The organism is Desulfomicrobium escambiense DSM 10707 (assembly GCF_000428825.1).
GTDB classification, from domain to species: Bacteria; Desulfobacterota; Desulfovibrionia; order Desulfovibrionales; family Desulfomicrobiaceae; genus Desulfomicrobium; species Desulfomicrobium escambiense.
This window is the reverse complement of record NZ_AUAR01000016.1, coordinates 15,021-39,163: the sequence shown is the minus strand read 5'-3', so window position 1 is coordinate 39,163 and position 24,143 is coordinate 15,021. Positions and strand designations below refer to the sequence as shown.

Below are 24,143 nucleotides of genomic sequence, written 5' to 3'. Positions count from 1 at the left end.
CCCGCCAAACCGCAAGGCCGGGAAGCATTACGAGGCCCGCGAAGAAGTTCCGGCAGCCCCGGCCCGGACCACGCCGACTCGCGCCCCCCGCACACAGCACACAACCGCCATCGCCCAAAACGTCAGGTCAGGTATAGAGAAGAATCTTGCAGTCCTTGGCGTGCCGCAGGAATTCCTCGGCCGTCATGATGGTCACGCCGTCGATAAAATCGCTCTCCTTGATTCCCATCATGTCCACGGTCATGCGACAGGCAACGAAGCGAACTCCCTCTATGGCCGCGACCTCCTGCAGATCCGTGACCGACGGCACGTTGGCCTTGCCCATTTTCTGCTTCATCATCCAGGTAGCCACGCTGGACATGCCCGGCAGCGCGCCCATGAAGCCCGGTGGATGAAATTTGATCTTTTCCGCCCACCCCTTGCGAATGACATTGATGCCCATGAACGTGTAGAACACGCTGGCGCTCATCCCGATGCGACAGGCGTTGATGCCCAGGATGAGACCCGGATACACGCCGTCAAGAGTGTCCTTGGACGTTATGAAAGCAGCCGATTCCTTCAGATCGCAGGTACCCATGTCGACCTCCTTTTTTGGCTTCCTTCTACACTGCGGACAGACGTTTGCCCACGTCTTTTGCAGGTCGTGCACATTTTATCGATCCGCTGAGCGAACCAATAATCCCACTATAGGAACGAAGAGCCCGAATTTCGACTGCCGTATTGCATTTTCCCTGTTTTTGAACCATGCCAAGAACGATTTCAGGCCACACCGGCCAACCCGTCGAATCTCACCCATACCCAAAGGAGGCTCCATGAAACGCATTCTGCTTTTCGCCGCCCTGGTCCTGGCCCTGTGCGCGACCACCGCGTCGGCCAAGAAACTGATCGTGGCCACGGACACCAATTTCCCGCCCTTCGAGTTCAAGGACCCTGAATCCGGCAAGCACACCGGCTTCGACGTGGAGCTCTGGGCCGCCATCGCCAAGGAAATCGGGGCGGAATACGACCTCCAGCCCATGGACTTCAACGGCATCATCCCCGGCCTGCAGTCCGGCCAGCTCGACGTGGGCATCGCCGGCATGACCATCAAGCCCGAACGCGCCCAGGTCGTGGACTTCTCCGACCCCTACTACAACGCCGGCCTGCTGATCCTGGTCAAGGCCGACAACAACGACATCGCCGACGTCAAGGGCCTGGCCGGCAAGGTCGTGTCCACCAAGCTCGGCACCACCAGCGAGGACTTCGCCAAGAAGGAAGCCGGGGCCAAGGAAGTCAAGCTCTTCCCCAACAATGACGCCATGTTCATGGAACTCCTGGCCGGCGGCGCCGACGCCGTCATCTTCGACTCCCCCGTCGTGTCCGAGTTCATGCGCACCGCCGGCAAGGGCCAGGTCAAGGTCGTCGGTCCCCTGTACATGGGCCAGTCCTACGGCATCGCCTTCCCCAAGGGCAGCGACCTGGTCTCCAAGACCAACGCCGCTCTGAAGAAGCTCAAGGACAGCGGCGCCTACCGCGAACTGTACATCAAGTGGTTCGGCACCGAGCCCAAGTAAGCCCCGCACATCATCCCCGGAGGCAGGCACGTGCCTGCCTCCGTCCCGAGACATCCAATGGCCTTCCAGTTTGAACCCAGCGTAGTCGTCGACACCCTGCCCATGCTCATGCGCGGCGTCTGGTACACCATCTACCTGACCGTGGGCGGACTCTTTTTCGGATTTCTCCTCGGCGTGACCGTCGGTCTGATGAAAATCGCCCGCCCCTGGGTGGCCCGCAAGGTCGCCGAGACCTACGTCGAACTCATCCGCGGCACGCCCATGCTGGTCCAGGCCATGTTCCTCTACTACGGCGTGCCCATGGCCGTCGGTATCCGCATCCCGCCGCTCATGGCCGGCATCATCGTCATCGCCGTCAACTCCGGCGCCTACATCGCCGAGATCGTGCGCGGCGCCATCCAGTCCATCAACGTCGGCCAGACCGAAGCCGGCCGCTCCATCGGCCTGACCCGGGCCCAGACCATGCGCTACATCATCTGGCCCCAGGCCTTCAAACGCATGATCCCGCCGCTGGGCAACCAGTTCATCATCAGCCTCAAGGACACGTCGCTGCTCATGGTCATCGGCGTGGGCGAACTGCTGCGCACGGGCCAGGAAATCGTGGCCGTCAACTTCCGGGCCTTCGAGGTCTACATGGCCGTGGCCATGGTCTATCTCGTCATGACCATGAGCATCGCCAAGGCTCTGAAAATGCTGGAAAACAGATTGATCAACAGGACGAAGCGGGCATGATCGAGATCAGGAATCTGCACAAGAGTTTCGGGGATCTGGAAGTACTGAAGGGCGTCGACCTGACCGTCAACGCCGGCGAGGTGGTCTGCATCATCGGCCCCTCGGGCTCGGGCAAATCAACGGTGCTCAGGTGCATCAACCGCCTGGAGACGCCGACATCCGGCACCGTCGTCGTCGACGGGCACGACATCATGGACCCGCACACGGACATCAACTACGTCCGCACCGAGGCGGGCATGGTCTTCCAGCAGTTCAACCTGTTCCCCCACATGACCGTCCTCGACAACGTGACGCTGGGTCCTATAAAAGTCCGCAAGATGCCCAAAGCCGACGCCGAGCACCTCGGCTACGACCTGCTGGCCAAGGTTGGTCTGGCCTCCAAGGCCGAAGCCTTCCCCGAGCAGCTCTCGGGCGGTCAGAAGCAGCGCGTGGCCATAGCCCGCGCCCTGGCCCTGCAGCCCAAGGTCATCCTCTTCGACGAGCCCACCTCGGCCCTGGACCCGGAACTCGTCGGCGAAGTGCTCGAAGTCATGAAAAAATTGGCCGCCGAAGGCATGACCATGATCGTCGTCACCCACGAGATGGGCTTCGCACGCGAGGTGGCCGACAGGGTCATCTTTATCGACCAGGGCGTGATCCAGGAGGAAGGAGCGCCGAAAGATTTCTTCGGCAACCCGAAGAACCCCCGCCTGCGGGACTTCCTGGGCAAGATCGTGGGCACGGGCCGGTAGGTTCCGGGTCAATCCCCCGTTTTGGGTTCGTCCTGACCGATTCTCCCCACCAGCTGCGCAAAGGCCGCCGGCACCGGAGCCGTCAGCGTCATGCTCTGCCCCCTGAAGGGGTGGGCGAAGGTGACGGACTTGGCGTGCAGGGCAAGACGCGGGAAGGAATCCCCGCCCGCCCCGTACTTCCTGTCCCCGACCACGGGGTGGCCCAGGTCCGCCATCTGCACGCGGATCTGGTGCTTGCGGCCCGTCAGCAGTTCTATCTCCAGCAACGTATACTCCCCCCGCTCCTGAACCACCTTCCAAGCCGTGCGCGCGAGCTTCCCCTGGGTCGTGTCGCGGGTGGAATAGACCTTGTGCACGCCGCTCTCCATGAGATGCGATATGACCAGACCCGAGGCCTTGTCCATGCGCCCGTGCACCACCGCCGCGTAGATCTTGGTCGTTTCGGCCCAGCGCTCCTGCAGGGTCCGCTTGGCCTCTTCGGACTTGGCGAAGATGACGAGGCCCGAGGTCTCGCGATCGAGGCGGTGGACAATGAAGATCCTGTTGCGGGATTTGGAGTTACCCTTGCGCACGTAGTCCGTCAGGGCGAAATACGCCGTGCGCTCCTTCTCCGTGTCCGTGGCCATGGTCAGCATGCCGGCGGGCTTATCCACGACGATGATGTCGCGGTCTTCGTGGATGATGCGCAGGTTCGGCGGGAGGTGCCGCGCGCCGGGGCGGGAGGGGGCGTTCATGACGTTGCCTGTGGTTGACGTTTGCGTGGAGGGCGGCTTTTACGCCTTCGGTCCGCTCCGGTAAAGCCCGCGTTCATGCGCCGGAATCCGCCTCTGCCTGCACGCCTCGCTCCCCCTCGGGGACCAGGCGTTCAAGAATTTCGAAAAGGCTCTTCATTTCAACAGGTTTGGCCAAATAGGCATCCATGCCCGCCGCCAGCAGCCGCTCACGGTCTCCGACCATGGCATAGGCCGTCAGGGCTACGATGGGCACACGCGAGCACTCGGCGAAGCGGGGGTCGGTCCTGATGATTCGCGTGGTTTCCAAGCCGTCCAGAACCGGCATCTGCACGTCCATGAACACGAGATCCACACGCTGCCGGCCCAAAATGTCGAGGGCTTCCTGCCCGTTCCCCGCCTGGAGGACCTCGACGCCGCGCTTGCCCAGCATGGCCGAGATGCCGAGGCGGTTGACGGGTTCGTCCTCCACCAGCAGCACACGCAGGGAAGTCATCCGTTGACCGGGACGCAACCCGAGTTCGCAGCATTCGGCCGGAGTTTCCCGCTCGGCCTCGCCAAGGGGCAGGGCAACGGCAAAGGTCGTCCCTGCGCCCGGTTCCGTCTCCACGGAAACGGTCCCGCCCATGAGCCCGACCAGCCCACGCACGATGCTCAGGCCCAGGCCCGCGCCCTGTCTGCTTTTCTCGCCCGTGTTCTCCCCCTGTCTGAACGGCTCGAAAATGGACCCGAGACTCCGGTCGTCGATGCCCGGCCCGGTATCCGCAACCAGAAAGAGAAACATCCTGTCGCCGACCGGAGAAAACGGCAGCATGCAGGCTTCGAGCCGCACCGAACCGCTGCCGGTGAATTTCACGGAGTTGCCGACAAGGTTCGAGAGAATCTGCAGCACCCGGTGCTCGTCGCCCTCGACCATGGCCGGCAGATCGTCCGGGATGTGCACCGAGAGCTCGACTCCGGACTGGCGCGCCGCCGGCTGAAACAACTCTCCGAGGGAATGCAGCATCCCCCGCAGATTGAAAGGTTGGCGCTGAATCTGGATCTTGCCGGCTTCAACCCGCGAGAGGTCCAGAATGTCCCCCAGCAGCCGTGTCAGCCTGGTGCAGGAAAACACCGCCGTCGACGCGTAATCCTCCTGCTCCCCGTTGAGCTCCGTCATCTGCAGGAGTTGCAGCATGCCCATGATCCCGTTCAGGGGAGTGCGCAGTTCATGGCTCATGTTCGCCAGAAACGCCGACTTGGCCAGGTTGGCCGCCTCGGCCTGGTCCCTGGCCGCCTGCAGATCCCCCATGACCGCGGCCATGGCCGCCGCGTGCCGCACTGAACGCCTGCGCTGCAACGACAGGGACCAGATCACCGCAAACAGCAACAGGTCCACGGCCACGCCCCCGACCGCGATGATCAGGGGCTGATCCGTCCTCATCTCATCCTCGAACTCGGGCAGGGCGGCGAAGCGGACCGTCCACGTCCGGCCGGGCAGTTCAATGGTTCTCTCGGTGACCAGCGAGCAATCCCGGCCGAAAATCCGTGCCGGCTGCGAGTCGTAGAGTAGCGAATCCGCGTTCGCGCCCTGCCCGTCATGGACGCGGAAGTGCAGGTTCGGCAGTCCATGACCAAGGATTCCGTTCATCAGATCCCGGATGCGGAACGGGCTGTAGACAAAACCGTGCAACGCGGCCCTGCGCCTTTCGACGGTATCGGTGGGCAGCCCCGGACGATAGAGGGGCAGGTACATGAGAAATCCGGGCTGCACGTCCTGGTCCGTCTCCTGCACCAGGGTGACCTTGCCCGACACTGCCGGCAAGCCGCTGTCCCTGGCCCGGGTCATGGCCGCCCTCCGCACGGACTCGGAGAACATGTCGTAGCCGAAGGCGCGCACGTTCCTGTCGTCGAACGGTTCGAGATAGATGATGGAGCTGTACTGCTCACGTGGCCCGCGCGGACGAACCCCGTAGTCGGGGAATCCTTCGGCCTGTATCTGCCGTTCATGCCCGGCCAGTTCTTCCGGTGAGATCATGAGGCTGAAGCCGATGCCCTGGATGCCAGGCCAGTAGGTGTCGATCTGCAGATTTTCGACGAAGAGGTGCCAATCCTTGCGGGTCACGCTCTCCGAAGCCAGAAAGAGCCCGACGCCGCTACGCAGCACCTGCTCGTACTCCTGCATCCGCTTGGAGATGGCCTGCCCGGCCTTCTCCACCTCGAAGTTGAAACTGTCCCGCAAATGGTTCTCAACCGATCTGGACGCGATCTGCCAGCTGAGAAGAGTAATGATCAGGGAAATGGCCAGGACGACCCATGCCGCGACGTCGTTGTGCAGGGCTTCAGACACGGCCCTTCGGGGCGGATCGGGGTGAATTTCGGGAGTTGCGGTCTGGGGCATGCGCTCGGGCCTCCTGTGCGGACTCGATTGCCACTGCGAACGGATTCAATATGTTGGGCAAACTAGCGCGGTTGGGGAGTCAAGGCAAGCCGTGACAAAAAAAGATGCGCGGGCGAGGCCCGCGCATCGGCTTGAAACGGGAAGGGTTCAGTTGCCGCCGCTGATCAGGAAACCCTTGGTGGAGGGGCCCGTGGAAGCGGAGGTGCCGGCGATCTTGGACAGGTAGGTGTCGCCCAGCGTCTCGATGTGGTTGCCGACGTTGTCGAAGTAGTTCATATGGGCCTGTTCCTCCTCGATGATGGTCTCGAAGAGCTTGGCGCTGATGGGATCGCCGTTGTCGCGGCAGGTCAGCAGGAACTGGCTGTAGACGTCGATGGTGTCGTCCTCGAGCTGGGTGTCGTAGGGGAAGATGCTGCGCACGTCCTGGCCCTTCTTCAGGTCGCCTTCGTACGACGTGGTCGGCTCGCCGCCGAGTTCCTTGACGCGCTCCGCGAACATCTCCGCGTGGCGCATCTCGTCGATGGCGATGAGCTTCATCTTGGCGGCCAGTTCGCCGTAATCCATGCTGTCCAGATTGTAGTGCTGGTTCATGTACTGGGTGATGGCGAAGAGTTCCATGGCCCGAGCCTGGTTCAAGGCATCGATGACGCGGGCACGGCGTTCTTCCTTCGAAAGAGCCATATTATCCTCCTGAGATATTAAAGGTTTTCTTGCTTCTGCATAAAACATTAACAGTTTACCAAAGACAGGGCGCAAGCGGCAAGTCATTTCAAAACTGATTTTCCGGGCCCGCTCTCTTGATGCCGCAGGGCATCGGGAGTACACAGCGCATCTTCACGCACACCGCTTTTCGCTCCAAGGAACGCCATGCTCGTCTATGCCAAACTCGTCGGCTCCGTCTTCTTCTGGGGCGCGACCTGGATTTCCGGCCGCATCCTGGCCCAGGACATGGGGCCCTTCTCCGCCGCCCTGCTGCGCTTCGTCACGGCCTCGGCCTTTCTGCTCTTCTGGTCCTGGCGCGTGAACGGCGCATTCCCGGCCCTGCCCCGCAAGGACATCCTGCCAGTGGCCTTCCTCGGCCTGACCGGCATCTTCCTCTACAACGCATTCTTCTTCACCGGCCTCCAAACCGTCCCCGCCGGCCGCGCGGCCCTCATCATTGCTTCGGTGCCCGTCATCATCAGCATCATCTCGGCCCTCCTGCTCGGCGAACGCCTCACTCCGGGCAAGATCGCCGGGACCCTGCTGTCCCTGACAGGCGCATCCATCGTCCTCTCCGGAGGCAACCCCCTGAAACTCTTCCAGGGCGGCCTATCCCATGGCGATCTCATGATCCTCGGCTGCGTGGCCGCCTGGACCGCCTACTCCGTGGCCGGAAGCCGGGTCATGAAACGGGTGAACCCGCTCATGGCCGTGACCTGGTCCTGCATCCTCGGCACCCTGATGCTCGTCACCCCGGCCCTGACCCACGGCCTGCTGGAAGACATCGGCCGCGCCAGCCTCGTGGACTGGGGCAACATCCTCTTTTTGGGCGTCGTGGCCACGGGCGTGGCCTTCACCTGGTACTACGCCGGCATCCGCGCCATCGGCGCCGCCCGAGCCGGCATCTTCATCAACCTCGTGCCCGTCTTCGCCATCGCCATGGGCTACGTCATCCTGGACGAACCCGTGACCTCCGCCCTGCTCGCGGGCGGCGCCATGGTCATCTCCGGCGTGTACCTGGCCAACCGGCCGGGCGCGTCGTAGGGGGAAAGAAGAAGATGCCTCCGGCGGGCAGGGGGCGCGCCCCCTGCACCCGCGCGTGGGGGATGGTTTTGATTGGGTAACGATACGCGTTCAGATTGCGCGCATGGACAGGCCGATGCGGCGTCGCTTCACGTCCACTTCGAGCACCGTGACCTGCACCTGCTGGCCCGTGCGGACAACCTCCGAGGGGTCGCGCACGTAGCGGTCGGCCAGGTTGCTGATGTGCACCAGGCCGTCCTGATGCACGCCCACGTCCACGAAGGCCCCGAATCGCGTCACGTTGGTCACGATGCCCGGCACGCTCATGCCCGGGTGCAGGTCCACGATGTCATGCACGTCGGCGAAGCGGAAGACCTGAAAGGCCTGGCGCGGGTCGCGCCCAGGCTTCTCCAGCTCGGCCAGGATGTCCTTGAGGGTGGGCAGCCCCACCTCGTCCCCCACGTACCGCAAAAGATCGATGCGTCTGCGTTGGCCTTCGTCCCGCAGGAGTTCGGCAATCCCGCAGCCAACATCCTTGGCCATGCGCCCGACCAGTTCGTAGCGCTCGGGATGGATGGCGCTGCCGTCCAGGGGGTTCTTTCCGTTCCGGATGCGCAGAAAGCCCGCGCACTGCTCGAAGGCCTTGGGCCCCAGGCGTTTGACCTTGAGCAGGCCTCGACGGTCCGTGAAGGGCCCATTCTCCTTGCGATGCTCTACGATATTGGCGGCCAGGACCGGGCCCAGGCCCGAGACGTGGGCCAGGAGTTCCGGGCTTGCCGTGTTCACGTCCACGCCGACCTGGTTGACGCAGGACACGACCACGTCATCGAGGCTCTTCTTCAGGGCCGTCTGGTCCACGTCATGCTGGTACTGGCCCACGCCGATGGACTTGGGATCGATCTTGACCAGCTCGGCCAACGGGTCCATAAGCCGCCGTCCGATGGACACGGCGCCGCGGTAGGTCAGGTCCAGGTCCGGAAACTCGCGCCGCGCGATTTCCGATGCCGAATAGACCGAAGCCCCGGCCTCGTTGACCAGGATGACGTCAACGTTCGCCGGCAGGCCAAGCCCCCTGACGAACGCCTCGGTCTCGCGCCCCCCCGTGCCGTTGCCCACGGCGACGGCCTGCACGGAGTGGGTTCGGACCAATGAGACGATCGCCCGCCCGGCCTCTTCGGCCTGGCCCTTGCCGCCCACGGGAAATATCGTCTGCCAGTGCAGGAGAATCCCCTGCTCGTCCAGGCAGACGAGCTTGGCACCCGTGCGCAGGCCCGGGTCCAGGGCCAGGATGCGGCGCGGCCCAAGGGGCGGGGCCAGCAGCAGCTCGCGCAGGTTGGCGGCGAACACGCCGATGGCCTCCGCGTCAGCCTTCGTTTTGAGCTCGCCCCACAGCTCCGTCTCCAGGGACGGGGCCAGAAGGCGGGAGTAGCCGTCGGCTGCGGCCTCCTTGACCACCTCGCCGCACGGCCCCTTGGGGACGGGGAAGGTCCGCAGCAGCAGAGACAGGGCCTCGTCCTGGTCCGGACGCAGAGACAGGGACAGCACCTTCTCCCGCTCCCCGCGCAGCATGGCCAGGATGCGATGCCCCGGAGCCGTGCGCGCGGGTTCGCGCCAGTCGAAATAATCGAGGTACTTCTGCCCCTCGGCGTCCTGGCCCTTGCGCACCGCCGACGAGATGACGCCCTTGGCCGCGAACAGGGCGCGCAGCCCCTCGCGGCAGCGCCTGTCCTCGCTGACCGCCTCGGCGATGATGTCCCGCGCCCCGGCCAGGGCGGCCGCAGCGTCGGGCACGTCCTTCCCAGGGTTGACGTACTGCACGGCCGCGGCTTCCGGATTCACCCCGCCGCCCAGGATCGCCCGGGCCAGAGGCTCCAGACCCCGCTCCCGGGCCATGGTCGCGCGGGTGCGCTTCTTGGGACGGTACGGCAGGTAGACGTCCTCCAGTTCGGCCAGGGTCCCGGACCGCAGCACGGCCCGCTCCAGTTCGGCGTTCAGCAGGTCCCGCTCGCGCAGGCTGCCCAGGATCGCCTCCCGGCGCTTGTCCAGTTCGCGGGCCGCGTCGAGGGCGTCGCGGACGTTCTGGATGGCCACCTCGTCCAGGCCTCCTGTGCGTTCCTTGCGGTAGCGGGCGATGAACGGGACCGTGCCGCCTTCGTCCAGCAGTTCGGCCACGCTCCTGACCTGGGTCTCGGAAATGGACACGGCCTTGCCGACGCGCTTGAAAATATCCGATTGAGGCATTGCAACTCCTTGAATGTGCGATCGAAGGGCCGACGTAGTGCTTGCGGGACGCGAGATCAATACCGTACATGCTGCGGACGGGGCAATCAGCGTCCCCGCTCCGCCCCGACCCGGCCGGGCACGGCATTCACCTCTCCGGAGACCGGTTCATGACCTTCAGGCTACTGCTCCTTTGGGCGGCCATCATCCCCATGGCCATAGCCAACGGAATACTTCGCGACACAATCCTCGTCGGAACGCTCGGACCGAAACGGGCGCGCACGGTCAGCGGGCTGATCCTGAGCGCGGTCATCCTGGGCTGGACTCTGCTGACCGTCCCCTGGATTCCGCTCCCCGGTCACCTGCACTACGCGGGAGTCGGCCTCGCCTGGCTGACGCTGACCGTGGCCTTCGAGTTTCTCTTCGGCCGTTTCGTCGCCCGGAAATCCTGGTCGGAACTCCTGCGCGCCTACCGTTTCGAGAACGGGGACATATGGCCCCTGGTCCTCGCGACGGTCGCCGTTTCTCCCGTGGCGGCAGCCGCCCTGCGCATCTTTCCGTAACCCGCTCATTCCTTCAAGGACCCATCGATGCTGAACCACCCCATGCGCCGCGCGAAGAACCAAATCACCGACCCTTCCGAGATGGAACACGTCATCCGCTCGGCCAGGGTCATGCGCCTGGCCATGTGCCTGGACGACGAGCCCTACGTCGTGCCCATGTCCTTCGGATACGACGGCGCGTCCATCTTCATTCACTGCGCTCAGGACGGACTCAAGCTCGACATCCTGTGCCGCAACCCCCGTGTGTGCTGTCTCTTCGAGCACGGCCTTGCCTTCGAACCCAAAGGCGACAGCCCCTGCGCCTGGGGCTTCGCCTACGCCACGGTCATCGTCCACGGCGTAGCCGGCCGAATCACGGACCCGTCCGAAAAGCGCGCGGCCCTGCAGGTCATCGCGGACCAATACTCGACAAACGGCGAACGGGTACCTGCGGACAAGATCGAAAAAGTCGATGTCTGGAAGATCGGGATTCTCGAGATGACGGGCAAACGGGCGCAGTGACGATACCGGCGGGCCAGACGCCTGTCCGGCCCGCCCCGAAACGGCGCGACGGCTATGCCGCGCCGCCCATCTCCCGCCACCCTTTCAGCAGGCCGAAGCACCCGGCCAGCATCATGTCGCCGCCGGGAGCCAGGAATTCCACCTTGGCGTCGGCCAGCAGGGCTCGACGGGGGCCCAGGACCACGATGCGCTCGAAACCCTCGGGCAGGTCCGGCACGGTCACGCAGCCGTGGCCGCCGTCGTCGAAGACTTCCGCATTGCTCAATTCCCCGTGCCTGAAGCGCGTCAGGTGATCGAGCAGCCTGGCCTCGTCCAGGTGGCCGGTGTGGTGTTCGTACACGCCCAAGACCCGCCTGCCGAGGACCAGGAAGGCGATGGTGTGACTGTTGCCGACGTTGACCACGAGCACGCCTTCGTCCGCCGCCGTGCGCTCCACGGACGGGTCGAAAAGCGCGCCCAGCAGGGCGGCCGAGCCCGTGTCGGCCACGAGTCCCACGCCGATGGAGCGGCGCAGGCACTGCAGGCGGGTCATCTCCTCGGGCGGGTCGGCGTACAGCAGGCGCGAAATGTCCCCACCGTCCTCGTTCATGAACCGCTCCCAGTAGGCGAAGCGCGAGATGCGGTTGCTCTTGCCGGGGTGGAAGCCGTGGTCTTGCACGCAGGCCAGGACGAGGTCGGGCTGGGGCAGCCCGGCGTGCTGCAGAAGGCCGCGCCAGAAGCCGGGGTCGAAGTCCGTCAGCAGCACCTGCGAGGCCGAAAGAGGCGGGATGGAGGTGATCTCGATGCCGTGGCCGCGCACCTGGTCCAGGTCGTCGCCCAGGGCCAGGGCGGCCTCGGGGTGGGCGTAGACCTTGAGGCCCGCGTCCTGGTGGGCTTTGACCGCCCGCCAGAAGCCCCCTCCCATGTTCTGGCCGTGCAAATAGATGTCGCGCCCGGCCTTCGTCAGCTCCCTGATGCGGGCGGCCACGTTCCGGGCCGGGGACGGCAGGATCAACTTGGGGCAGTTCTCCAGCTCCAGGCCTTCCTGATAGAGCAGCACGTCCTGGGTGCCGCTTCCGATATCGAGAATGAGACAGGTCGTGGATTGCACGGTCGCGCTCCTTGCGATGAGAGAATTTCGAGCCACCGAGGCCCGAAGGTCCCGGGTAGCCGCTTTCGGCACCGAGGTCCAGAATTCCGGGCCGCAAACTCCGTGAACGCAAAAAAGCCCGGCCCCGGCGAAATCCCGCCGGAACCGGGCCGTGTCATGAAAGGGCTGGGATCAGGACTTGAAAACCAGGCTTCCGCCCTCCTCATCCACCACCAGCTTCTGCCCGTCGTGTAGACGACCGCCGATGATCTCGCGGGCCAGCGGGGTTTCCAGGCGCTGCTGCAGGTAGCGCAGGAGCGGCCGCGCGCCGTAGACCGGGTCGTAGGCCTCGCGCGCGATGAACTCCTTGGCCCGGTCGGTGAGTGCAAGGGTGATCTTGCGCTCTTCGAGGCGCTTCTGCAGGTTGCCCAGGAGCAGGTCGATGATGCGCGTGATCTGCTCGATCAGGAGGGGCTTGAAGAGCACGATCTCGTCCACCCGGTTCAGGAACTCGGGCCGGAAGTGTCCGCGCAGCACGCCCATGACCGCCTCGCGCACGCCCTCGCGCAGCTCGCCCCCTTCGGTGATGCCGTCCAGGAGCATGGGCGAGCCGATGTTGGAGGTCATGATGATGATCGTGTTCTTGAAGTCCACGGTCCGGCCGTGGCTGTCCGTCAGCCGGCCGTCGTCGAGGATCTGCAGGAGCACGTTGAAGACGTCGGGGTGGGCCTTCTCGATCTCGTCGAAGAGGACCACGCTGTAGGGCTTGCGCCGCACGGCCTCGGTCAGCTGGCCGCCCTCGTCGTAACCGATGTAGCCGGGAGGCGCGCCGATGAGCCGGGCCACGGTGTGCTTCTCCATGTACTCGCTCATATCGAGGCGGACCATGTTCTCCTCGGTGTCGAAGAGGCACTTCGCCAGGGTCTTGCACAACTCGGTCTTGCCCACGCCCGTGGGCCCCAGGAACATGAAGGAGCCGATGGGCCGTTGCGGGTTCTTCAGGCCCGCCCGGGCGCGCAGGACCGCGTCTGCCACGGCCTGCACGGCCTCGTCCTGGCCGATGACGCGCTCGTGCAGGATGTCGGCGAGCTTCAGAAGCTTCTCTCGCTCCCCTTCCACCAGCTTGGAGACCGGGATGCCCGTCCACTTGGAGATGATGGCCGCGATGTCGTCGGGGCCGACCTCCTCGCGCAGCAGGCGCGGCTCGCCGTCGCCGCCGCCCGAGAGGCTCGCGAGCTTCTTCTCAAGCTCCGTCAGACGGCCGTACTTGAGTTCGGCGGCCCGGTTCAGGTCGTACTCGCGCTCGGCCTTGGCGATGGCTTCCTTGGTGGCCTCCAGCTCCTTCTTGATTTGGCTGATCTCGTCGATGCCGCTCTTCTCGCGCTCCCACTGGGCGCGAAGGCCCGTCTGGGTCTCCTTGAGCTCGGCCAGCTCCTTCTCGAGCTTCTCCAGGCGCTCGCGCGACGCGGCGTCGCTCTCGCGGCGCAGGGCCTCGCGCTCGATCTCGAGCTGCATGGTCTTACGGTTGATCTCGTCCAGTTCCGTCGGCAGGGAGTCGATCTCCGTGCGGATCATGGCCGCGGCCTCGTCGATGAGGTCGATGGCCTTGTCGGGCAGCTGGCGGTCCGAGATGTAGCGGCTGGACAGGGTCACGGCCGTGACCAGGGCCGAGTCGGAGATGCGCACGCCGTGATGGACCTCGAAGCGCTCGCGCAGGCCGCGCAGGATGGAGATGGCGTCCTCGACGCTGGGCTCGTCCACCACCACGGGCTGGAAGCGGCGCTCCAAGGCCGGGTCCTTCTCAATGTACTTGCGATACTCGTCCAGGGTCGTGGCGCCGATGCAGTGCAGCTCGCCGCGCGCCAGCATGGGTTTGAGCAGGTTGCCCGCGTCCATGGCGCCCTCGGTCTTGCCCGCGCCGACGATGGTGTGCAGTTCGTCGATGAAGAGGATGACGCGGCCTTCGGACTTCTGCACTTCCTTCAACACGGCCTTGAGGCGCTCCTCGAACTCGCCGCGGTACTTGGCCCCGGCGATGAGCGCGCCCATGTCCAAGGCGAAGACGGTCTTGTCCTTGAGGCCCTCGGGCACGTCCTTGTTCAGGATGCGCTGGGCCAGGCCCTCGACGATGGCCGTCTTGCCGACGCCGGCCTCGCCGATCATGACCGGGTTGTTCTTGGTGCGCCGCGAGAGAATGCGGATGCAGCGGCGGATTTCCGAGTCGCGGCCGATGACGGGGTCGAGCTTGCCTTTGCGGGCGTCCTCGACCAGGTCGCGGCCGTATTTCTTCAGGGCGTCGTAGGTTTCCTCGGGGTTGGCCGAGGTCACGCGCTGGTTGCCGCGCACTTCGGCCAGCACGGAGAGGACCTTGTCCTTGGTCAGGGCGAACTGGCGCAACACCGCGGCCGCCGGGCCCGTGCCCGGCTTGTCGAGGATGGCCAGGAACACGTGCTCCACACTGACGTACTCGTCCTGCATCTGCTTGGACAGGTCCAGTGCGGCCAGCATGACCTCGTTCATGCGTTGGGTAACGTAAATCTGTCCGGGCTGGGCGCCGGGGCCGCTGACACGCGGCAGCCTGCCGAGCTCCGTGTCCAGGGCCTGGGCGATGGCCTTCACGTCGTAGCCGGCGCGCTCCAGCAGTCGGGGGACGAGACCCTGCTCCTGCCCCACCAGGGCGCGGAAGAGGTGGTCGACATCCACCTGCTGGTGCCCGAAACGGATGGCCGCCTGCTGGGCTTCGGCCACCGCTTCCTGTGATTTCTGCGTGAATTTATTCAGATCCATGTGAATCCTCCGTTAACGTCGCGCGAGCGGGACCGTCAGAGTCGGTCAGCCGAGGCGCTCAGCCGTTCTTCCAAGTGTGCGATACGTTCCAGAAGGTCGACGATTATGATGCCGGCCACGGGGCTGAGTTCGAAATCCGAACACAGGCGTCTGTATTTGCGCACGCGATACACATCCATATCGACAAAAAGAAATTCCTCCCGGGCGGTCCGGGCCGGGACAATCCAGTCAAGCCGGACCAGCTCCATGAGCGCGTCCTCGGTCACCCCCGTCAGATCCAGGAACTCCCTGAGGCTGATGCGGTCCGAGGTCGCCGGCACGGCATGTTCATGTATCTGCACGATGGTCATTCCCCACTCCTACCTGGCCTGAAATGAAGAGATTTCGGCAAGTTCCTGCCACAGTTGGCGCTCCCGGTCCGTAAGATTCTTCGGGGAACGGATGACCATGCGCACGAACTGGTCTCCCTGGCTCTCGCCCTTGCCCAGGCCCTTGCCGGCCAGGCGCAGCTTCTGTCCGCTGCTCATCCCGGCCGGGATATTCATGTCCACGGGCCCGTCCAGGGTCGGGATGCGCACTGTGCATCCCAGGACCGCCTCCCACGGGGCCAGACGCAGGTCATAGACGACGTTCACTCCTTCGAGGCGAAAGAGCGGATGTTCGGCAATGGTCACCTGCAACAGCAGATCTCCGGCCGGCCCTCCGCCCATGCCGGGCGAACCCTGCCCCGCCAGACGTATCTTGGCCCCGTCCTTGACCCCTGAAGGGATGTTGACCTCCAGGGTCTTGGACTGCATCTGCGGCCTGCCGTCGGCCCCGCGCACCTGCTCCTGCAGGGTCAGGGTCTTGCGCCCGCCGCGGTAGGCCTCCTCCATGGTCAGGTTGAGGCGCACCTCGGCGTCGTGGCCGCGGCTGCGCATGGTCCGACCGAACGGGTCGCCGCCGAAGCGGCCGCCACCGTAGCTTCCGCCCCCGCCGAAACCGCCGGCGCCGCCGAAGATGGTCTCGAAGAAGTCGCTGAAGCCCTCGCCGCCGAACCCGCCGGAACGGAACTGGAAATTCTCGAAACCCGGCGGCGGCTGGAAGTTCTGTCCATCCTTCCAGTTGGGCCCGAGGGAGTCGTAGAGCTTGCGCTTCTCCGGATCCTTCAGGACCTCGTAGGCCTCGTTGATCTCCTTGAACTTGGCCTCGGCCTCGGGATTGTCGGGGTTCAGATCGGGGTGGTATTTTCGGGCCAGCTTCTTAAATGCCTTGCCGACTTCCTCCTGACTCGCCCCCTTGGCCACACCGAGCAGCGTGTAATAGTCCTTGTATTCCAAAGTAGTACCACTCCTTATGCTCGAATCGTTCGCGTCACAGATAATGCGCTCCGAACGCAAGTCAACAATTTGACGCCGATTTTACCGTAATCCATACTGCATGTAGTCGCGGTTCAGCGGAGCCAGGACCAGCCACAGCGGACGGCCGAAGTACGCCCACAGGTCTTCGTCCGTCGTCCCGACCTTCTCCGCGAAGCTTTGCCTGAAATGCGCCTCGCGGCGGATGAGGCTGTCGAGTTCCTGCGGGATACCGTCGCCAGTCCGCCGGACAGCGGCAAGCCCAACCGCTTCCCCTGCAGGAAAGAGGCGCTCGTGCTCCTCGATGCATGCCCGCAGGGCCGACCCGACGGCAACGACATGCTCCCGGGCCAGAGTCGGAGTGTCCATGGCGCAGAATATGTCTCCCGTATCCGCGCAGGACAGGGAACGACATTCAAGGGGCCGGTGCGTGTAGACACCGCACGCCGCGTTCTCCTCCTCGAAATACATGCACGCCCATCCCCCGTCCCGACCGCGGATCTTCAGCAACTCGACCTCCAATGGACGAAGGCCCTTCGCGCGTGGATCAAAGGCCTGCTCCCCGCGCCTGAGGCAGACCAGGCTGCCCATGGGAATGTGTTCAAGCAACCCGGAGTCCGACAGATGCAGGGCCGGCCCACCCTTTCGACAGCAGGTACCGCACCTGCGGCATGTATTCAAAGACATCGGCCCTCCTTGGGAGCATGTCGGTCATCATAGCGACGGTGAAAACGCCGACGCACCTCAGGTACGCCTGAAAATACGGTAGCGATGTGGCACGAACAGTCAATGCGCAAAAACGCGAAAAGCCGGACTAGCCGGCTTTTCAAGAGAATATGGAAAATGAGGTCAGTTATACAGCTCTTTTTCGAGCCACTGTCTCACATCGTCGTTGACTGGGTAAACGCCCTTGTGGTTGTACACGCCCTTGAGGAACTTGTCCGCCAGTTTGTCAGGGAGCGGAAGGACCGCGAGTTCGTCGGCACCGTCGGAGTTGCGATACAAAAGCGTGACCGTCGGTTTTTCATTCCAGGTATTTATGACGAAGTAATGGGAAAAGTCTTCCTTGCCTCGCACTGCGTTCTGATAGCCGCCTCGATATCCGTTGTTGCCCCATTCGAGATAGATGGCCACGGCATCTTCCGGGGTCATTTCCCAATCAATGATGAGATCCTTGAAAGCTCGTAACTGTCCCATAGTTCACCTCCGTTTCTTGAGATTAACTATTAATAACTATTCCTGAGTAGGTCAAGTGGACTTTCAAAGTCTGATATCGGGGCAGAGATGGCCGGCAAGACGGGCATCGCGGTACACCCTGGCCGCGGCGGCAAAATTTCCGGCCCAGGAGGGGTTTCCGAGCGCATGCATATGTGTGTAGCCGGCCAGGCAATTGCGAAAGAGCACGCCATCGCACCCTTTGGCCATGCCCTGGCCACGCTCGACCTTGAAAACGAAGGATGAAACGTTTTCGATGTCGATGCAGCGGGAATAATGGAATTCGTGACCGGTGAGCCGCGTGGAGCCGACATAAAAGGGGTTGGGCGCAGACACGACGGAACTCATGTAGCCGTGCCCCTGCGGCTTTTCGAAGACCTTCGTCGTCAACGGGAACACCCCGGACATGGGATAGCAAACGCCGCCATACAAAAGCTCACGGCTCAGGTACATGAGGCCCCCGCATTCGGCGTAAAAGGGCATCCCTGCGTGAACGAGGCCACGGACCGACTCGCGCATGGCGGCATTAGCAGCCAGGCCTTGAGCCAGGGTCTCGGGAAACCCGCCGCCCATGTACACGGCATCGACGTCAGGCACTGCGCTGTCCTCAAGCAGGCTGAATTCGACAAGTTCGGCCCCGGCATGCCGCAAGGCCTCGAAATTTTCCTGGTAGTAGAACCACAAGGCAGCGTCACGAGCCACGCCGATGCGCACTGACTTCCCAGCAGAAGCGGTCGGGTACAGAGACGCCAGTTCCCCATGGAAAGCAGGCGCCGAGCGGGCGATCGCCAGACACGCGTCGAGATCGGCGTTGTCGCGCAGGCAACCGGCGATGGCCGCGAACGGGTCGCGTTCGTGCTCGGCGTCGGAAATGAGCCCCATGTGCCGTTCTGGAATGGGGTTTTCTGCTAGTTTCGGCAGGATGCCGAGAACCTTGACGTCGGTGTATTTCTCGATGGAATCTCGCAGGATGTTCTGATGACGGCACCCGGCCGTGCGGTTCAGAACGACGCCCCGGATATCGACCAGCGGGTCGAAGGCGGTCAGGCCAAGAATGATGGCGGCCATGGTGCGGGTGACTTTGGTGCAGTCGGCAACGACGATGACGGGACAGTTCAGAAGTTTGGCCAGTTCGGCCGATGAGCAGGAGCCTTCGACGTCCTTGCCGTCGTACAACCCCCGATTGCCTTCGAGCAAGGCCAGATCGGCTCCGCGAGCCCGAGACCAGAAAAGGTTCCGCAAGGCATCTGACGACAACAAGAAAGGATCCAGATTCGTCGTGTCGCTCCGGCTGGCCAGGCTCAGCCATTTGGCATCGATATAATCTGGACCCTTTTTGAAGGCCTGAACGCTCAGGCCGTGCTCCGTGAAGGCGCGTGCGAGCCCCAGGCTGACGATGGTCTTGCCGGAACCGCCGCCAAGACCGGCAACAAGTATCCGGGGACACGTCAAAACAGAGGCAGGCATCAGAAAATCTTAATCTTCGCCTTCGGTATGAGCCTGCTTACCAGCCCCGGGAACACCGTACATGGTGGTGCTGCCGCTGGACCAGTATTCAAGCACGCCGTCGGAAACGAGCTGGTTGATCACCTTCTTGGCTTCGCGCATTTTCATATCGGGAAAAAGAGCGGCCAGGTCGTTGAAATAAAACTTGGATTTCTGCTTGGACTTGGACTCGATGTACTCCAAAACGATCTGTTTAGGATCTGACATGCTCGCCTCTCTTATGGTTTAGGGCCGGCTTGCGCCGGCCCTATAGGTTTTCAAATCGGCGGGTCAGCTTAGAACTTGAAGTTCGTGGTCTGACGCCAAGTGTAGTAGGCCGGATCACGGAAATCGTCGATCATGTGCTCGGAGAAATCCAGACCGCACTTTTCGAAGAAACGTTCCCAGCCGATGCGCTCGGCCCAGTCACCAACGCGCTCGTATTTGCGGGCGTCACCGGCGTAGGCTTCGACGATCTTGCGGATGGTCTTGGCCAGCGTGGGCCAGCGGGGCGGCTCGTTCGGAATGAAGGCCACGACGACCTTGGAGAACTTGGGATTGCTGATGCGGTTGGAAACCTTGCCGCCGGCCATGATGACGAGGCCGTCACCGGTCTGGTCGGACAGGGGCAGGGACGGACACATGGTGTAACAGTTACCGCAGAACATGCAGCGCTCGTTCTTGATGGCAACGGTGTTGACCGTCTTGGTCTCGCCGGCTTCGGTCACGATTTCCTTCTTGGTCGGACGGATGGCGCCTACGGGGCAGGCGGCGACGGCCAACGGAATTTCGCACAGGTTGTCCAGCCACTCGTGGTCGATGACCGGAGGTTTGCGGTGGTAGCCCAGGATGGCGATGTCGGAGCAGTGAACGGCACCGCACATGTTCAGGCAGCACGCCATGGAGATGCGGACCTGAGCGGGCATGCGCATCTGGCCGAACTCTTCGAACAGTTCGTCAAGAACGACCTTGACCGTACCGGAAGCGTCCGTGGCCGGGGTGTGGCAGTGGACCCAACCCTGGGTGTGGACGATGTTGGTGATGCCGGCGCCGGTTCCGCCAACGGGGAACTTGTGGCTGCCGCCGTCGAACTTCTGGGCGTTCAAGAATTCTTTGAGCTTCTTGGCTTCGGCAAGGGTGCCGACCATGAACTCAATATTGTTACGCGTGGTGAAACGCAGGTGGCCACCACAGAACTTGTCGGCGATTTCGCAGATTTCGCGAACGTGACCGATGGACATGAGGCGGGCGCCGCCGCAACGAACAGTGTAGACTTCGTCGCCGCTCTCGGCCTTGTGCATCAGGATGCCGGGTTCACAGATTTCGTGCCACAGCCACTGCCCCTTATTCTTGGCAATGACCGGGGGAAAGAAGTCGGAAGCATGGCGGGGGCCGATGTCCGAAATCCTGTTTTCCATTGGTTTTTCGGGATTGTATCCGGAAGAAACAAAAGCCATTTTCAACCCCCCTTCTTATCTCTGATGGTGTTTACGGTAATCCGCGATGTCGCGATCCCAGCCGCCTTCAACGTCCTCTTCCTTCCAGAAGATGTACGGATTGTGGCGGGGTTCCATAACATGCTGGGGCACCGGGGTCAGACCGACGGCAGCGATGGCCTTGGCCAAGCCCTGACGCTTGATGAGTTCACCAAGACGTTCACGGTTCTTGCCTTCTTCCATCCACCATTCCCAAATGCCTTCAATGATCTCCTTGATCTCGTCATAAGGCTCTTCGACCTTCATGAAGGGCACGAGCAGGGAGCCCATCTGCGCGCCATCCAGGATCGGGGCCTTGGCGCCGACGAGGATGGACAGACCGCGGTCATTACCGATGCGCAGAGCGCGGGGCATGACGTTCAGGCAGTGCATGCAACGGGTGCATTCACGGTTGTTGATCTTCAGCTTGCCGTCTTCCAGCCACATGCATTCGGTCGGGCACAGGTCGATGACTTCCTTCTGGATGTCGAAAGCGCCCCAGTCCTTGCCGGCGTGAGCGCCGCCGTTGGGCTGGATTTCACCACCGATATAGGCGGCGACAGCTTCCTGGTCGATGCGGATGTCGTCGCGCCAGGTGCCGATGAAGGACATGTCGGAACGGGCGATGGAGGCCACGCAACCATTCGGACAACCATCAAACTTGAACTTGAACTTGTAGGGAAAGGCCGGACGGTGCAGTTCGTCCTGATATTCCTGGGTCATCTGGTAGCACAGTTCCTGGGTGTCGTAACAGGCCCATTCACAGCGGGAGTCGCCCAGACAGGAAGCAGGGGTACGCAGGTTGGAACCGGAACCGCCCAAGTCGTTGTTCATCTTGTGGGTCAGCTCGAAGTAGAACTCTTCCAGCTGGGGAGTAGTGGTGCCCAACAACACGATGTCGCCGGTGGCGCCGTGCATGTTGGTCAGGCCGGAACCGCGCATTTCCCAAAGATCGCAGAGCTGCTTCAGGAACTCCGTGGTGTAGTACATGCCCGCGGGCTGAGCGACACGGATGGTATGAAAATGAGCAACGCCGGGGAACATCTGGGGCTGGTCACAGTAACGACCAATAACGCCGCCGCCGTAACCGAAAACACCGACGATGCCGCCGTGCTTCCAGTGAGTGGTGCCGTCCTTGTAGGACAGCTCCAGGATACCGAGGAGGTCATCGCAAACGTCAACGGGAATCTGGTATTCAACGTTGTTCGCGTTCTTAAGACGTCTCTCGGCTTCCTCCTTGATGTCCGCCACAAAACTCGGCCACGGACCGCTCTGAAGCTGATCCAGCAACGGGGTCGCATGTTTAGCCATTACACATCCTCCTTAAAAAGATTAGACCGTGCACAGTCATCGCGACAGTTTCTAACTACTGCGCGACCCTCTACCTCTTAACAATTTCAGCAAGTTCTGAAAAATTCATGCTCGTGAATCTTCGTACAATACCGGTTAATTGTCAACCTGTATTTCACCCGCCGTCGGCCCGGAACAAAGAGTTTATCTATATTGCGCGATTTCCGCCAGCACCTGGGACTCGACATCGAAACCGGTCTCGACTGCCTTGTCGAAGTAGATGAGGGCCTTCTTCGGCTCACCCTTGTCCAAGTAGGCCAGGCCGATGTTGTTGTAGGCAGGGCCGAACATCGGCTCGATCTCGATGGCCTTGCTGCACTGCATGATGCACCCGTCCGGATCGCCGAGGGCGAGATAGGCGCTCCCGAGAGTCGTATGGGCCTGAATGAACTGCGGGTCCAGGCTGATGGCCTTTTTCAGGGCCTTCACGGCCTTGTCGGGGTTCTGCTGCTGCATGTGCACGAACCCGATGTTTCCCCACGGAACGGCGAAGCGAGGACGTACCTCGGTGGCCTTGCGATTCATCTTCAGGCATTCATCGAGGTCGCCGCGGTGCATTGCCAGACCGCCGAGCTGGACGTAGGCCTCGGCAATCCCTGGTTCGAGGGCGAGAGCCTCCTCGAAGGCTTTCTGGGCCTCATCGAGGTTTCTTTCCGCGACAAGGGACACGCCCAGATTGTACAGAAGCGTTGCGGAATCGGGGTTGTCCTGCAGGGCGGCTTTGAGGGCTGCCACCGACTTGGGGCCGTAATCAGCATGTTTTTTCATAAGGCACCTAGGGCTTGTAATCGTTGATGTCGACACTGTGCTTTTTGAGTTCTTCCGCATACCACAGGGAAAACTCGAACATTCCGATATAGCGCTCGTCGCCGTTGACCATGCCCAGACACATCTCGAGAACGCCCTGCCCGTAAGCATTGCTGTACTTCTCGGGGGCATGCTTCTGCAGGTATTCCCTGACGAGCTGCTGCGTGGTTCTCTTGGTCCCGTCAGTGCGCCACTCGATGGGCTCCTTGGGCTCGGCGAAGGGATTCCAGCGCTCGTAGCCGATGCGGTCCACGAACTTGCGCCGTCGCGGGGACATCGTCTCATAGATGGCCTTTTTCTGGGCTTCGTGTTCTTCGGTCATGGCGAAAGGCTTATGCATCGGATCCTCCGGCGAAGCCGCCCGTAGCAGCATCGTCTTTCTGCAGACCGAAAAATTCATCGGAATAGACGGTCATCAGGGCCGAGGAAACCGGGACGTGCATGAACCGGAAATCGGAGTACTGCGAACCGACGGAATCGAGCACCTTGTTGCTGAGCGCCAGCAGCATGTCCTGAATACGCTCGAGCTTCACCGCCGGGTAGGACTTTCCGGGCTCGAATCCGGACAAGCCGCAGGTGTGCGACTTGCCGCCTATTTCGAGCGGGATTCCGTAAATGCGGCAGGTGATGGGCCGATACCGGTACATGACACATTTGTCGTCCGGTCCGAGCAGCGGACAGCGTAGACGCTCCTGGGCCGTGCGCAGCAGGATTTCGGAATGGTCCACAACCTCCGCTTCCCGGGAGGCTTTCTTCTTGAACACATAGGCCTTGCGGTCGGCCTTGTCGGCTTCAATCAGAATCTCGTTGCGGCGGGACTCTTCCAGTTCGGCGAATTTCGAGTTCAGGTACATGGCTTCGATAAGCGTCAGGTCGAAAAGGGCATGACAGCAGTCGCTGCATCCCTGGCGGCACTTCACTTCGGCGACGAAGTTTCCGGCGACCTTCTGAAAAACGGCGTCGATCTGAGCAACTAGAGACTCATACTCGCTGAAGAAAACTGAGAAGTCTGAATTCATGGAATACTACCTTCACCGGGAGCGCAGGGCATCCCGTGGAAATGGGCGCGACAGCCGAATCTGGGACTGAAAAATGGATTATCGGCGGAGCAGGGAGCGCGCCCTGAGCCGTTGGCGGTTGGGACAAAGGCAGGCCCGCGGGGGGCCTGCCTGAGAAAAAGACCTAGTTTTCTTCGATGGTGATGGCGCCCTGCTCGCAGACTTCGACGCAGGACTCACAGCCGAGGCACTCCTCTTCGTTCACGGCCACGGCCTTGCCACCCTGAAGTTCGTAAACTTCAACGGGGCACACGTCCACGCACTCGCCATCACCAACGCATTTGTCGACATCGACGGTAACAGTATAACCCATGATCTACCTCCAAAATTCTTTGAAATTCCCGCTTTTGCGAGTTGGATAAGGGACCCTTACACACGATCAAAAAAGCTGTAAACCCAAATCGAGACTTTGCGACAAAGTAAA

The 24,143-nt window shown here is 62.4% G+C and carries 25 protein-coding genes; 6 read left to right on the top strand and 19 right to left on the bottom strand.

Going from position 1 to position 24,143, the window contains the following annotated elements; translation table 11 throughout:
• Positions 1-127 precede the first annotated feature (127 nt).
• Positions 128-577 carry a DsrE/DsrF/DrsH-like family protein gene (locus G394_RS0113005; RefSeq protein ID WP_043775876.1) on the bottom strand — a complete coding sequence of 150 codons (450 nt, stop codon included), beginning with the start codon at positions 575-577 and terminating at the stop codon, positions 128-130.
• A gap of 235 nt (positions 578-812) precedes the next feature.
• On the opposite strand from G394_RS0113005, the gene glnH reads away from it, so the two are divergent.
• The 3 genes from glnH to G394_RS0112990 are packed head-to-tail and all read left to right on the top strand — an operon-like array spanning position 813 to position 3,016.
• Positions 813-1,553, top strand: coding sequence for a glutamine ABC transporter substrate-binding protein GlnH (glnH, locus tag G394_RS0113000; protein ID WP_028578022.1), 741 nt, complete (start codon positions 813-815; stop codon positions 1,551-1,553).
• A gap of 57 nt (positions 1,554-1,610) precedes the next feature.
• The gene (locus tag G394_RS0112995) at positions 1,611-2,285 is read left to right on the top strand and encodes an amino acid ABC transporter permease (RefSeq protein ID WP_028578021.1); all 675 of its coding nucleotides are present in this window, start codon (positions 1,611-1,613) and stop codon (positions 2,283-2,285) included.
• Entirely contained in the window at positions 2,282-3,016 is a 735-nt protein-coding gene (locus G394_RS0112990) for an amino acid ABC transporter ATP-binding protein (RefSeq protein WP_028578020.1), read from the top strand. Before G394_RS0112995 ends, G394_RS0112990 begins: the two co-directional genes overlap by 4 nt.
• Before the next feature lie 8 nt (positions 3,017-3,024).
• Here the strand turns inward: G394_RS0112990 and G394_RS0112985 are convergent, their stop codons facing one another.
• The 3 genes from G394_RS0112985 to G394_RS0112975 form a co-directional block, all read right to left on the bottom strand.
• A complete protein-coding gene (locus G394_RS0112985) occupies positions 3,025-3,750 on the bottom strand; it encodes an RluA family pseudouridine synthase (RefSeq protein WP_028578019.1) in 726 nt (241 codons plus the stop codon).
• A 73-nt stretch (positions 3,751-3,823) separates the two neighbouring features.
• Positions 3,824-6,127 (bottom strand): CHASE domain-containing protein, encoded by a 2,304-nt coding sequence (locus tag G394_RS20320; protein ID WP_051307182.1) that lies wholly within the window; start codon positions 6,125-6,127, stop codon positions 3,824-3,826.
• A gap of 147 nt (positions 6,128-6,274) precedes the next feature.
• Positions 6,275-6,808, bottom strand: a complete 534-nt coding sequence (locus G394_RS0112975) for a ferritin-like domain-containing protein (RefSeq protein ID WP_043775874.1) — start codon at positions 6,806-6,808, stop codon at positions 6,275-6,277.
• A 186-nt stretch (positions 6,809-6,994) separates the two neighbouring features.
• Here G394_RS0112975 and G394_RS0112970 point away from each other — a divergent pair, with 186 nt between their 5' ends.
• Positions 6,995-7,873 carry a DMT family transporter gene (locus G394_RS0112970; RefSeq protein WP_028578017.1) on the top strand — a complete coding sequence of 293 codons (879 nt, stop codon included), beginning with the start codon at positions 6,995-6,997 and terminating at the stop codon, positions 7,871-7,873.
• Positions 7,874-7,963: 90 nt separating this feature from the next.
• Here G394_RS0112970 and G394_RS0112965 read toward each other — a convergent pair whose 3' ends face one another.
• Entirely contained in the window at positions 7,964-10,093 is a 2,130-nt protein-coding gene (locus G394_RS0112965) for a Tex family protein (protein WP_028578016.1), read from the bottom strand.
• Positions 10,094-10,242: 149 nt separating this feature from the next.
• Between G394_RS0112965 and G394_RS0112960 the strand changes: the two genes are divergently transcribed.
• A complete protein-coding gene (locus G394_RS0112960; RefSeq protein WP_028578015.1) occupies positions 10,243-10,635 on the top strand; it encodes a hypothetical protein in 393 nt (130 codons plus the stop codon).
• 27 nt (positions 10,636-10,662) lie between these two features.
• Positions 10,663-11,136: a pyridoxamine 5'-phosphate oxidase family protein gene (locus tag G394_RS0112955; RefSeq protein WP_051307181.1), complete on the top strand. Its 474-nt coding sequence runs from the start codon at positions 10,663-10,665 to the stop codon at positions 11,134-11,136.
• 52 nt (positions 11,137-11,188) lie between these two features.
• On the opposite strand, the gene G394_RS0112950 is transcribed toward G394_RS0112955, so the two are convergent.
• From G394_RS0112950 to G394_RS0112885, 14 genes are all read right to left on the bottom strand, one after another.
• Complete coding sequence (locus tag G394_RS0112950; RefSeq protein WP_028578013.1) at positions 11,189-12,226, bottom strand: DUF1786 domain-containing protein; 1,038 nt, start codon at positions 12,224-12,226, stop codon at positions 11,189-11,191.
• Between the two features lie 171 nt (positions 12,227-12,397).
• Positions 12,398-14,992 (bottom strand): ATP-dependent chaperone ClpB, encoded by a 2,595-nt coding sequence (gene clpB, locus G394_RS0112945; RefSeq protein ID WP_028578012.1) that lies wholly within the window; start codon positions 14,990-14,992, stop codon positions 12,398-12,400.
• 35 nt (positions 14,993-15,027) lie between these two features.
• Positions 15,028-15,342 (bottom strand): chaperone modulator CbpM, encoded by a 315-nt coding sequence (locus tag G394_RS0112940; protein ID WP_028578011.1) that lies wholly within the window; start codon positions 15,340-15,342, stop codon positions 15,028-15,030.
• 9 nt (positions 15,343-15,351) lie between these two features.
• A complete protein-coding gene (locus tag G394_RS0112935) occupies positions 15,352-16,311 on the bottom strand; it encodes a DnaJ C-terminal domain-containing protein (RefSeq protein ID WP_028578010.1) in 960 nt (319 codons plus the stop codon).
• An 81-nt stretch (positions 16,312-16,392) separates the two neighbouring features.
• Positions 16,393-17,016 (bottom strand): YkgJ family cysteine cluster protein, encoded by a 624-nt coding sequence (locus G394_RS19160; protein ID WP_051307180.1) that lies wholly within the window; start codon positions 17,014-17,016, stop codon positions 16,393-16,395.
• A 162-nt stretch (positions 17,017-17,178) separates the two neighbouring features.
• Positions 17,179-17,526 (bottom strand): DVU0772 family protein, encoded by a 348-nt coding sequence (locus tag G394_RS0112925; protein ID WP_028578009.1) that lies wholly within the window; start codon positions 17,524-17,526, stop codon positions 17,179-17,181.
• 63 nt (positions 17,527-17,589) lie between these two features.
• Entirely contained in the window at positions 17,590-19,011 is a 1,422-nt protein-coding gene (locus tag G394_RS0112920) for a cobyrinic acid a,c-diamide synthase CobB (protein WP_028578008.1), read from the bottom strand.
• Between the two features lie 9 nt (positions 19,012-19,020).
• Positions 19,021-19,257 carry a dissimilatory sulfite reductase D family protein gene (locus G394_RS0112915; RefSeq protein WP_028578007.1) on the bottom strand — a complete coding sequence of 79 codons (237 nt, stop codon included), beginning with the start codon at positions 19,255-19,257 and terminating at the stop codon, positions 19,021-19,023.
• 68 nt (positions 19,258-19,325) lie between these two features.
• Complete coding sequence (gene dsrB, locus G394_RS0112910) at positions 19,326-20,486, bottom strand: dissimilatory-type sulfite reductase subunit beta (protein ID WP_028578006.1); 1,161 nt, start codon at positions 20,484-20,486, stop codon at positions 19,326-19,328.
• 15 nt (positions 20,487-20,501) lie between these two features.
• Positions 20,502-21,815: a dissimilatory-type sulfite reductase subunit alpha gene (gene dsrA / locus G394_RS0112905; RefSeq protein ID WP_028578005.1), complete on the bottom strand. Its 1,314-nt coding sequence runs from the start codon at positions 21,813-21,815 to the stop codon at positions 20,502-20,504.
• Between the two features lie 183 nt (positions 21,816-21,998).
• A complete protein-coding gene (locus G394_RS0112900) occupies positions 21,999-22,622 on the bottom strand; it encodes a tetratricopeptide repeat protein (RefSeq protein WP_028578004.1) in 624 nt (207 codons plus the stop codon).
• A gap of 7 nt (positions 22,623-22,629) precedes the next feature.
• Positions 22,630-23,001: a hypothetical protein gene (locus G394_RS0112895; protein WP_028578003.1), complete on the bottom strand. Its 372-nt coding sequence runs from the start codon at positions 22,999-23,001 to the stop codon at positions 22,630-22,632.
• Complete coding sequence (locus tag G394_RS19155; RefSeq protein WP_051307179.1) at positions 22,994-23,680, bottom strand: YkgJ family cysteine cluster protein; 687 nt, start codon at positions 23,678-23,680, stop codon at positions 22,994-22,996. The genes G394_RS0112895 and G394_RS19155 overlap by 8 nt, the downstream gene beginning before the upstream one ends.
• 163 nt (positions 23,681-23,843) lie before the next feature.
• Positions 23,844-24,032 (bottom strand): ferredoxin, encoded by a 189-nt coding sequence (locus tag G394_RS0112885; RefSeq protein WP_028578002.1) that lies wholly within the window; start codon positions 24,030-24,032, stop codon positions 23,844-23,846.
• Positions 24,033-24,143: the final 111 nt, after the last annotated feature.

Coding starts and splice junctions, on each gene's coding strand:
- G394_RS0112960 (WP_028578015.1), top strand. CDS start 10,243: ATGACCTTCAGGCTACTGCTCCTTTGGGCGGCCATCATCCCCATGGCC.
- G394_RS0112965 (WP_028578016.1), bottom strand. CDS start 10,093: ATGCCTCAATCGGATATTTTCAAGCGCGTCGGCAAGGCCGTGTCCATT.
- G394_RS0112975 (WP_043775874.1), bottom strand. CDS start 6,808: ATGGCTCTTTCGAAGGAAGAACGCCGTGCCCGCGTCATCGATGCCTTG.
- G394_RS0112990 (WP_028578020.1), top strand. CDS start 2,282: ATGATCGAGATCAGGAATCTGCACAAGAGTTTCGGGGATCTGGAAGTA.
- dsrB (WP_028578006.1), bottom strand. CDS start 20,486: ATGGCTTTTGTTTCTTCCGGATACAATCCCGAAAAACCAATGGAAAAC.
- G394_RS20320 (WP_051307182.1), bottom strand. CDS start 6,127: ATGCCCCAGACCGCAACTCCCGAAATTCACCCCGATCCGCCCCGAAGG.
- dsrA (WP_028578005.1), bottom strand. CDS start 21,815: ATGGCTAAACATGCGACCCCGTTGCTGGATCAGCTTCAGAGCGGTCCG.
- clpB (WP_028578012.1), bottom strand. CDS start 14,992: ATGGATCTGAATAAATTCACGCAGAAATCACAGGAAGCGGTGGCCGAA.
- G394_RS0112915 (WP_028578007.1), bottom strand. CDS start 19,257: ATGTCAGATCCTAAACAGATCGTTTTGGAGTACATCGAGTCCAAGTCC.
- G394_RS0112970 (WP_028578017.1), top strand. CDS start 6,995: ATGCTCGTCTATGCCAAACTCGTCGGCTCCGTCTTCTTCTGGGGCGCG.
- G394_RS0112985 (WP_028578019.1), bottom strand. CDS start 3,750: ATGAACGCCCCCTCCCGCCCCGGCGCGCGGCACCTCCCGCCGAACCTG.
- G394_RS0112895 (WP_028578003.1), bottom strand. CDS start 23,001: ATGCATAAGCCTTTCGCCATGACCGAAGAACACGAAGCCCAGAAAAAG.
- glnH (WP_028578022.1), top strand. CDS start 813: ATGAAACGCATTCTGCTTTTCGCCGCCCTGGTCCTGGCCCTGTGCGCG.
- G394_RS19160 (WP_051307180.1), bottom strand. CDS start 17,016: ATGTCTTTGAATACATGCCGCAGGTGCGGTACCTGCTGTCGAAAGGGT.
- G394_RS0112920 (WP_028578008.1), bottom strand. CDS start 19,011: ATGCCTGCCTCTGTTTTGACGTGTCCCCGGATACTTGTTGCCGGTCTT.
- G394_RS0112885 (WP_028578002.1), bottom strand. CDS start 24,032: ATGGGTTATACTGTTACCGTCGATGTCGACAAATGCGTTGGTGATGGC.
- G394_RS0112925 (WP_028578009.1), bottom strand. CDS start 17,526: ATGGGACAGTTACGAGCTTTCAAGGATCTCATCATTGATTGGGAAATG.
- G394_RS0112995 (WP_028578021.1), top strand. CDS start 1,611: ATGGCCTTCCAGTTTGAACCCAGCGTAGTCGTCGACACCCTGCCCATG.
- G394_RS19155 (WP_051307179.1), bottom strand. CDS start 23,680: ATGAATTCAGACTTCTCAGTTTTCTTCAGCGAGTATGAGTCTCTAGTT.
- G394_RS0112940 (WP_028578011.1), bottom strand. CDS start 15,342: ATGACCATCGTGCAGATACATGAACATGCCGTGCCGGCGACCTCGGAC.
- G394_RS0112955 (WP_051307181.1), top strand. CDS start 10,663: ATGCTGAACCACCCCATGCGCCGCGCGAAGAACCAAATCACCGACCCT.
- G394_RS0113005 (WP_043775876.1), bottom strand. CDS start 577: ATGGGTACCTGCGATCTGAAGGAATCGGCTGCTTTCATAACGTCCAAG.
- G394_RS0112900 (WP_028578004.1), bottom strand. CDS start 22,622: ATGAAAAAACATGCTGATTACGGCCCCAAGTCGGTGGCAGCCCTCAAA.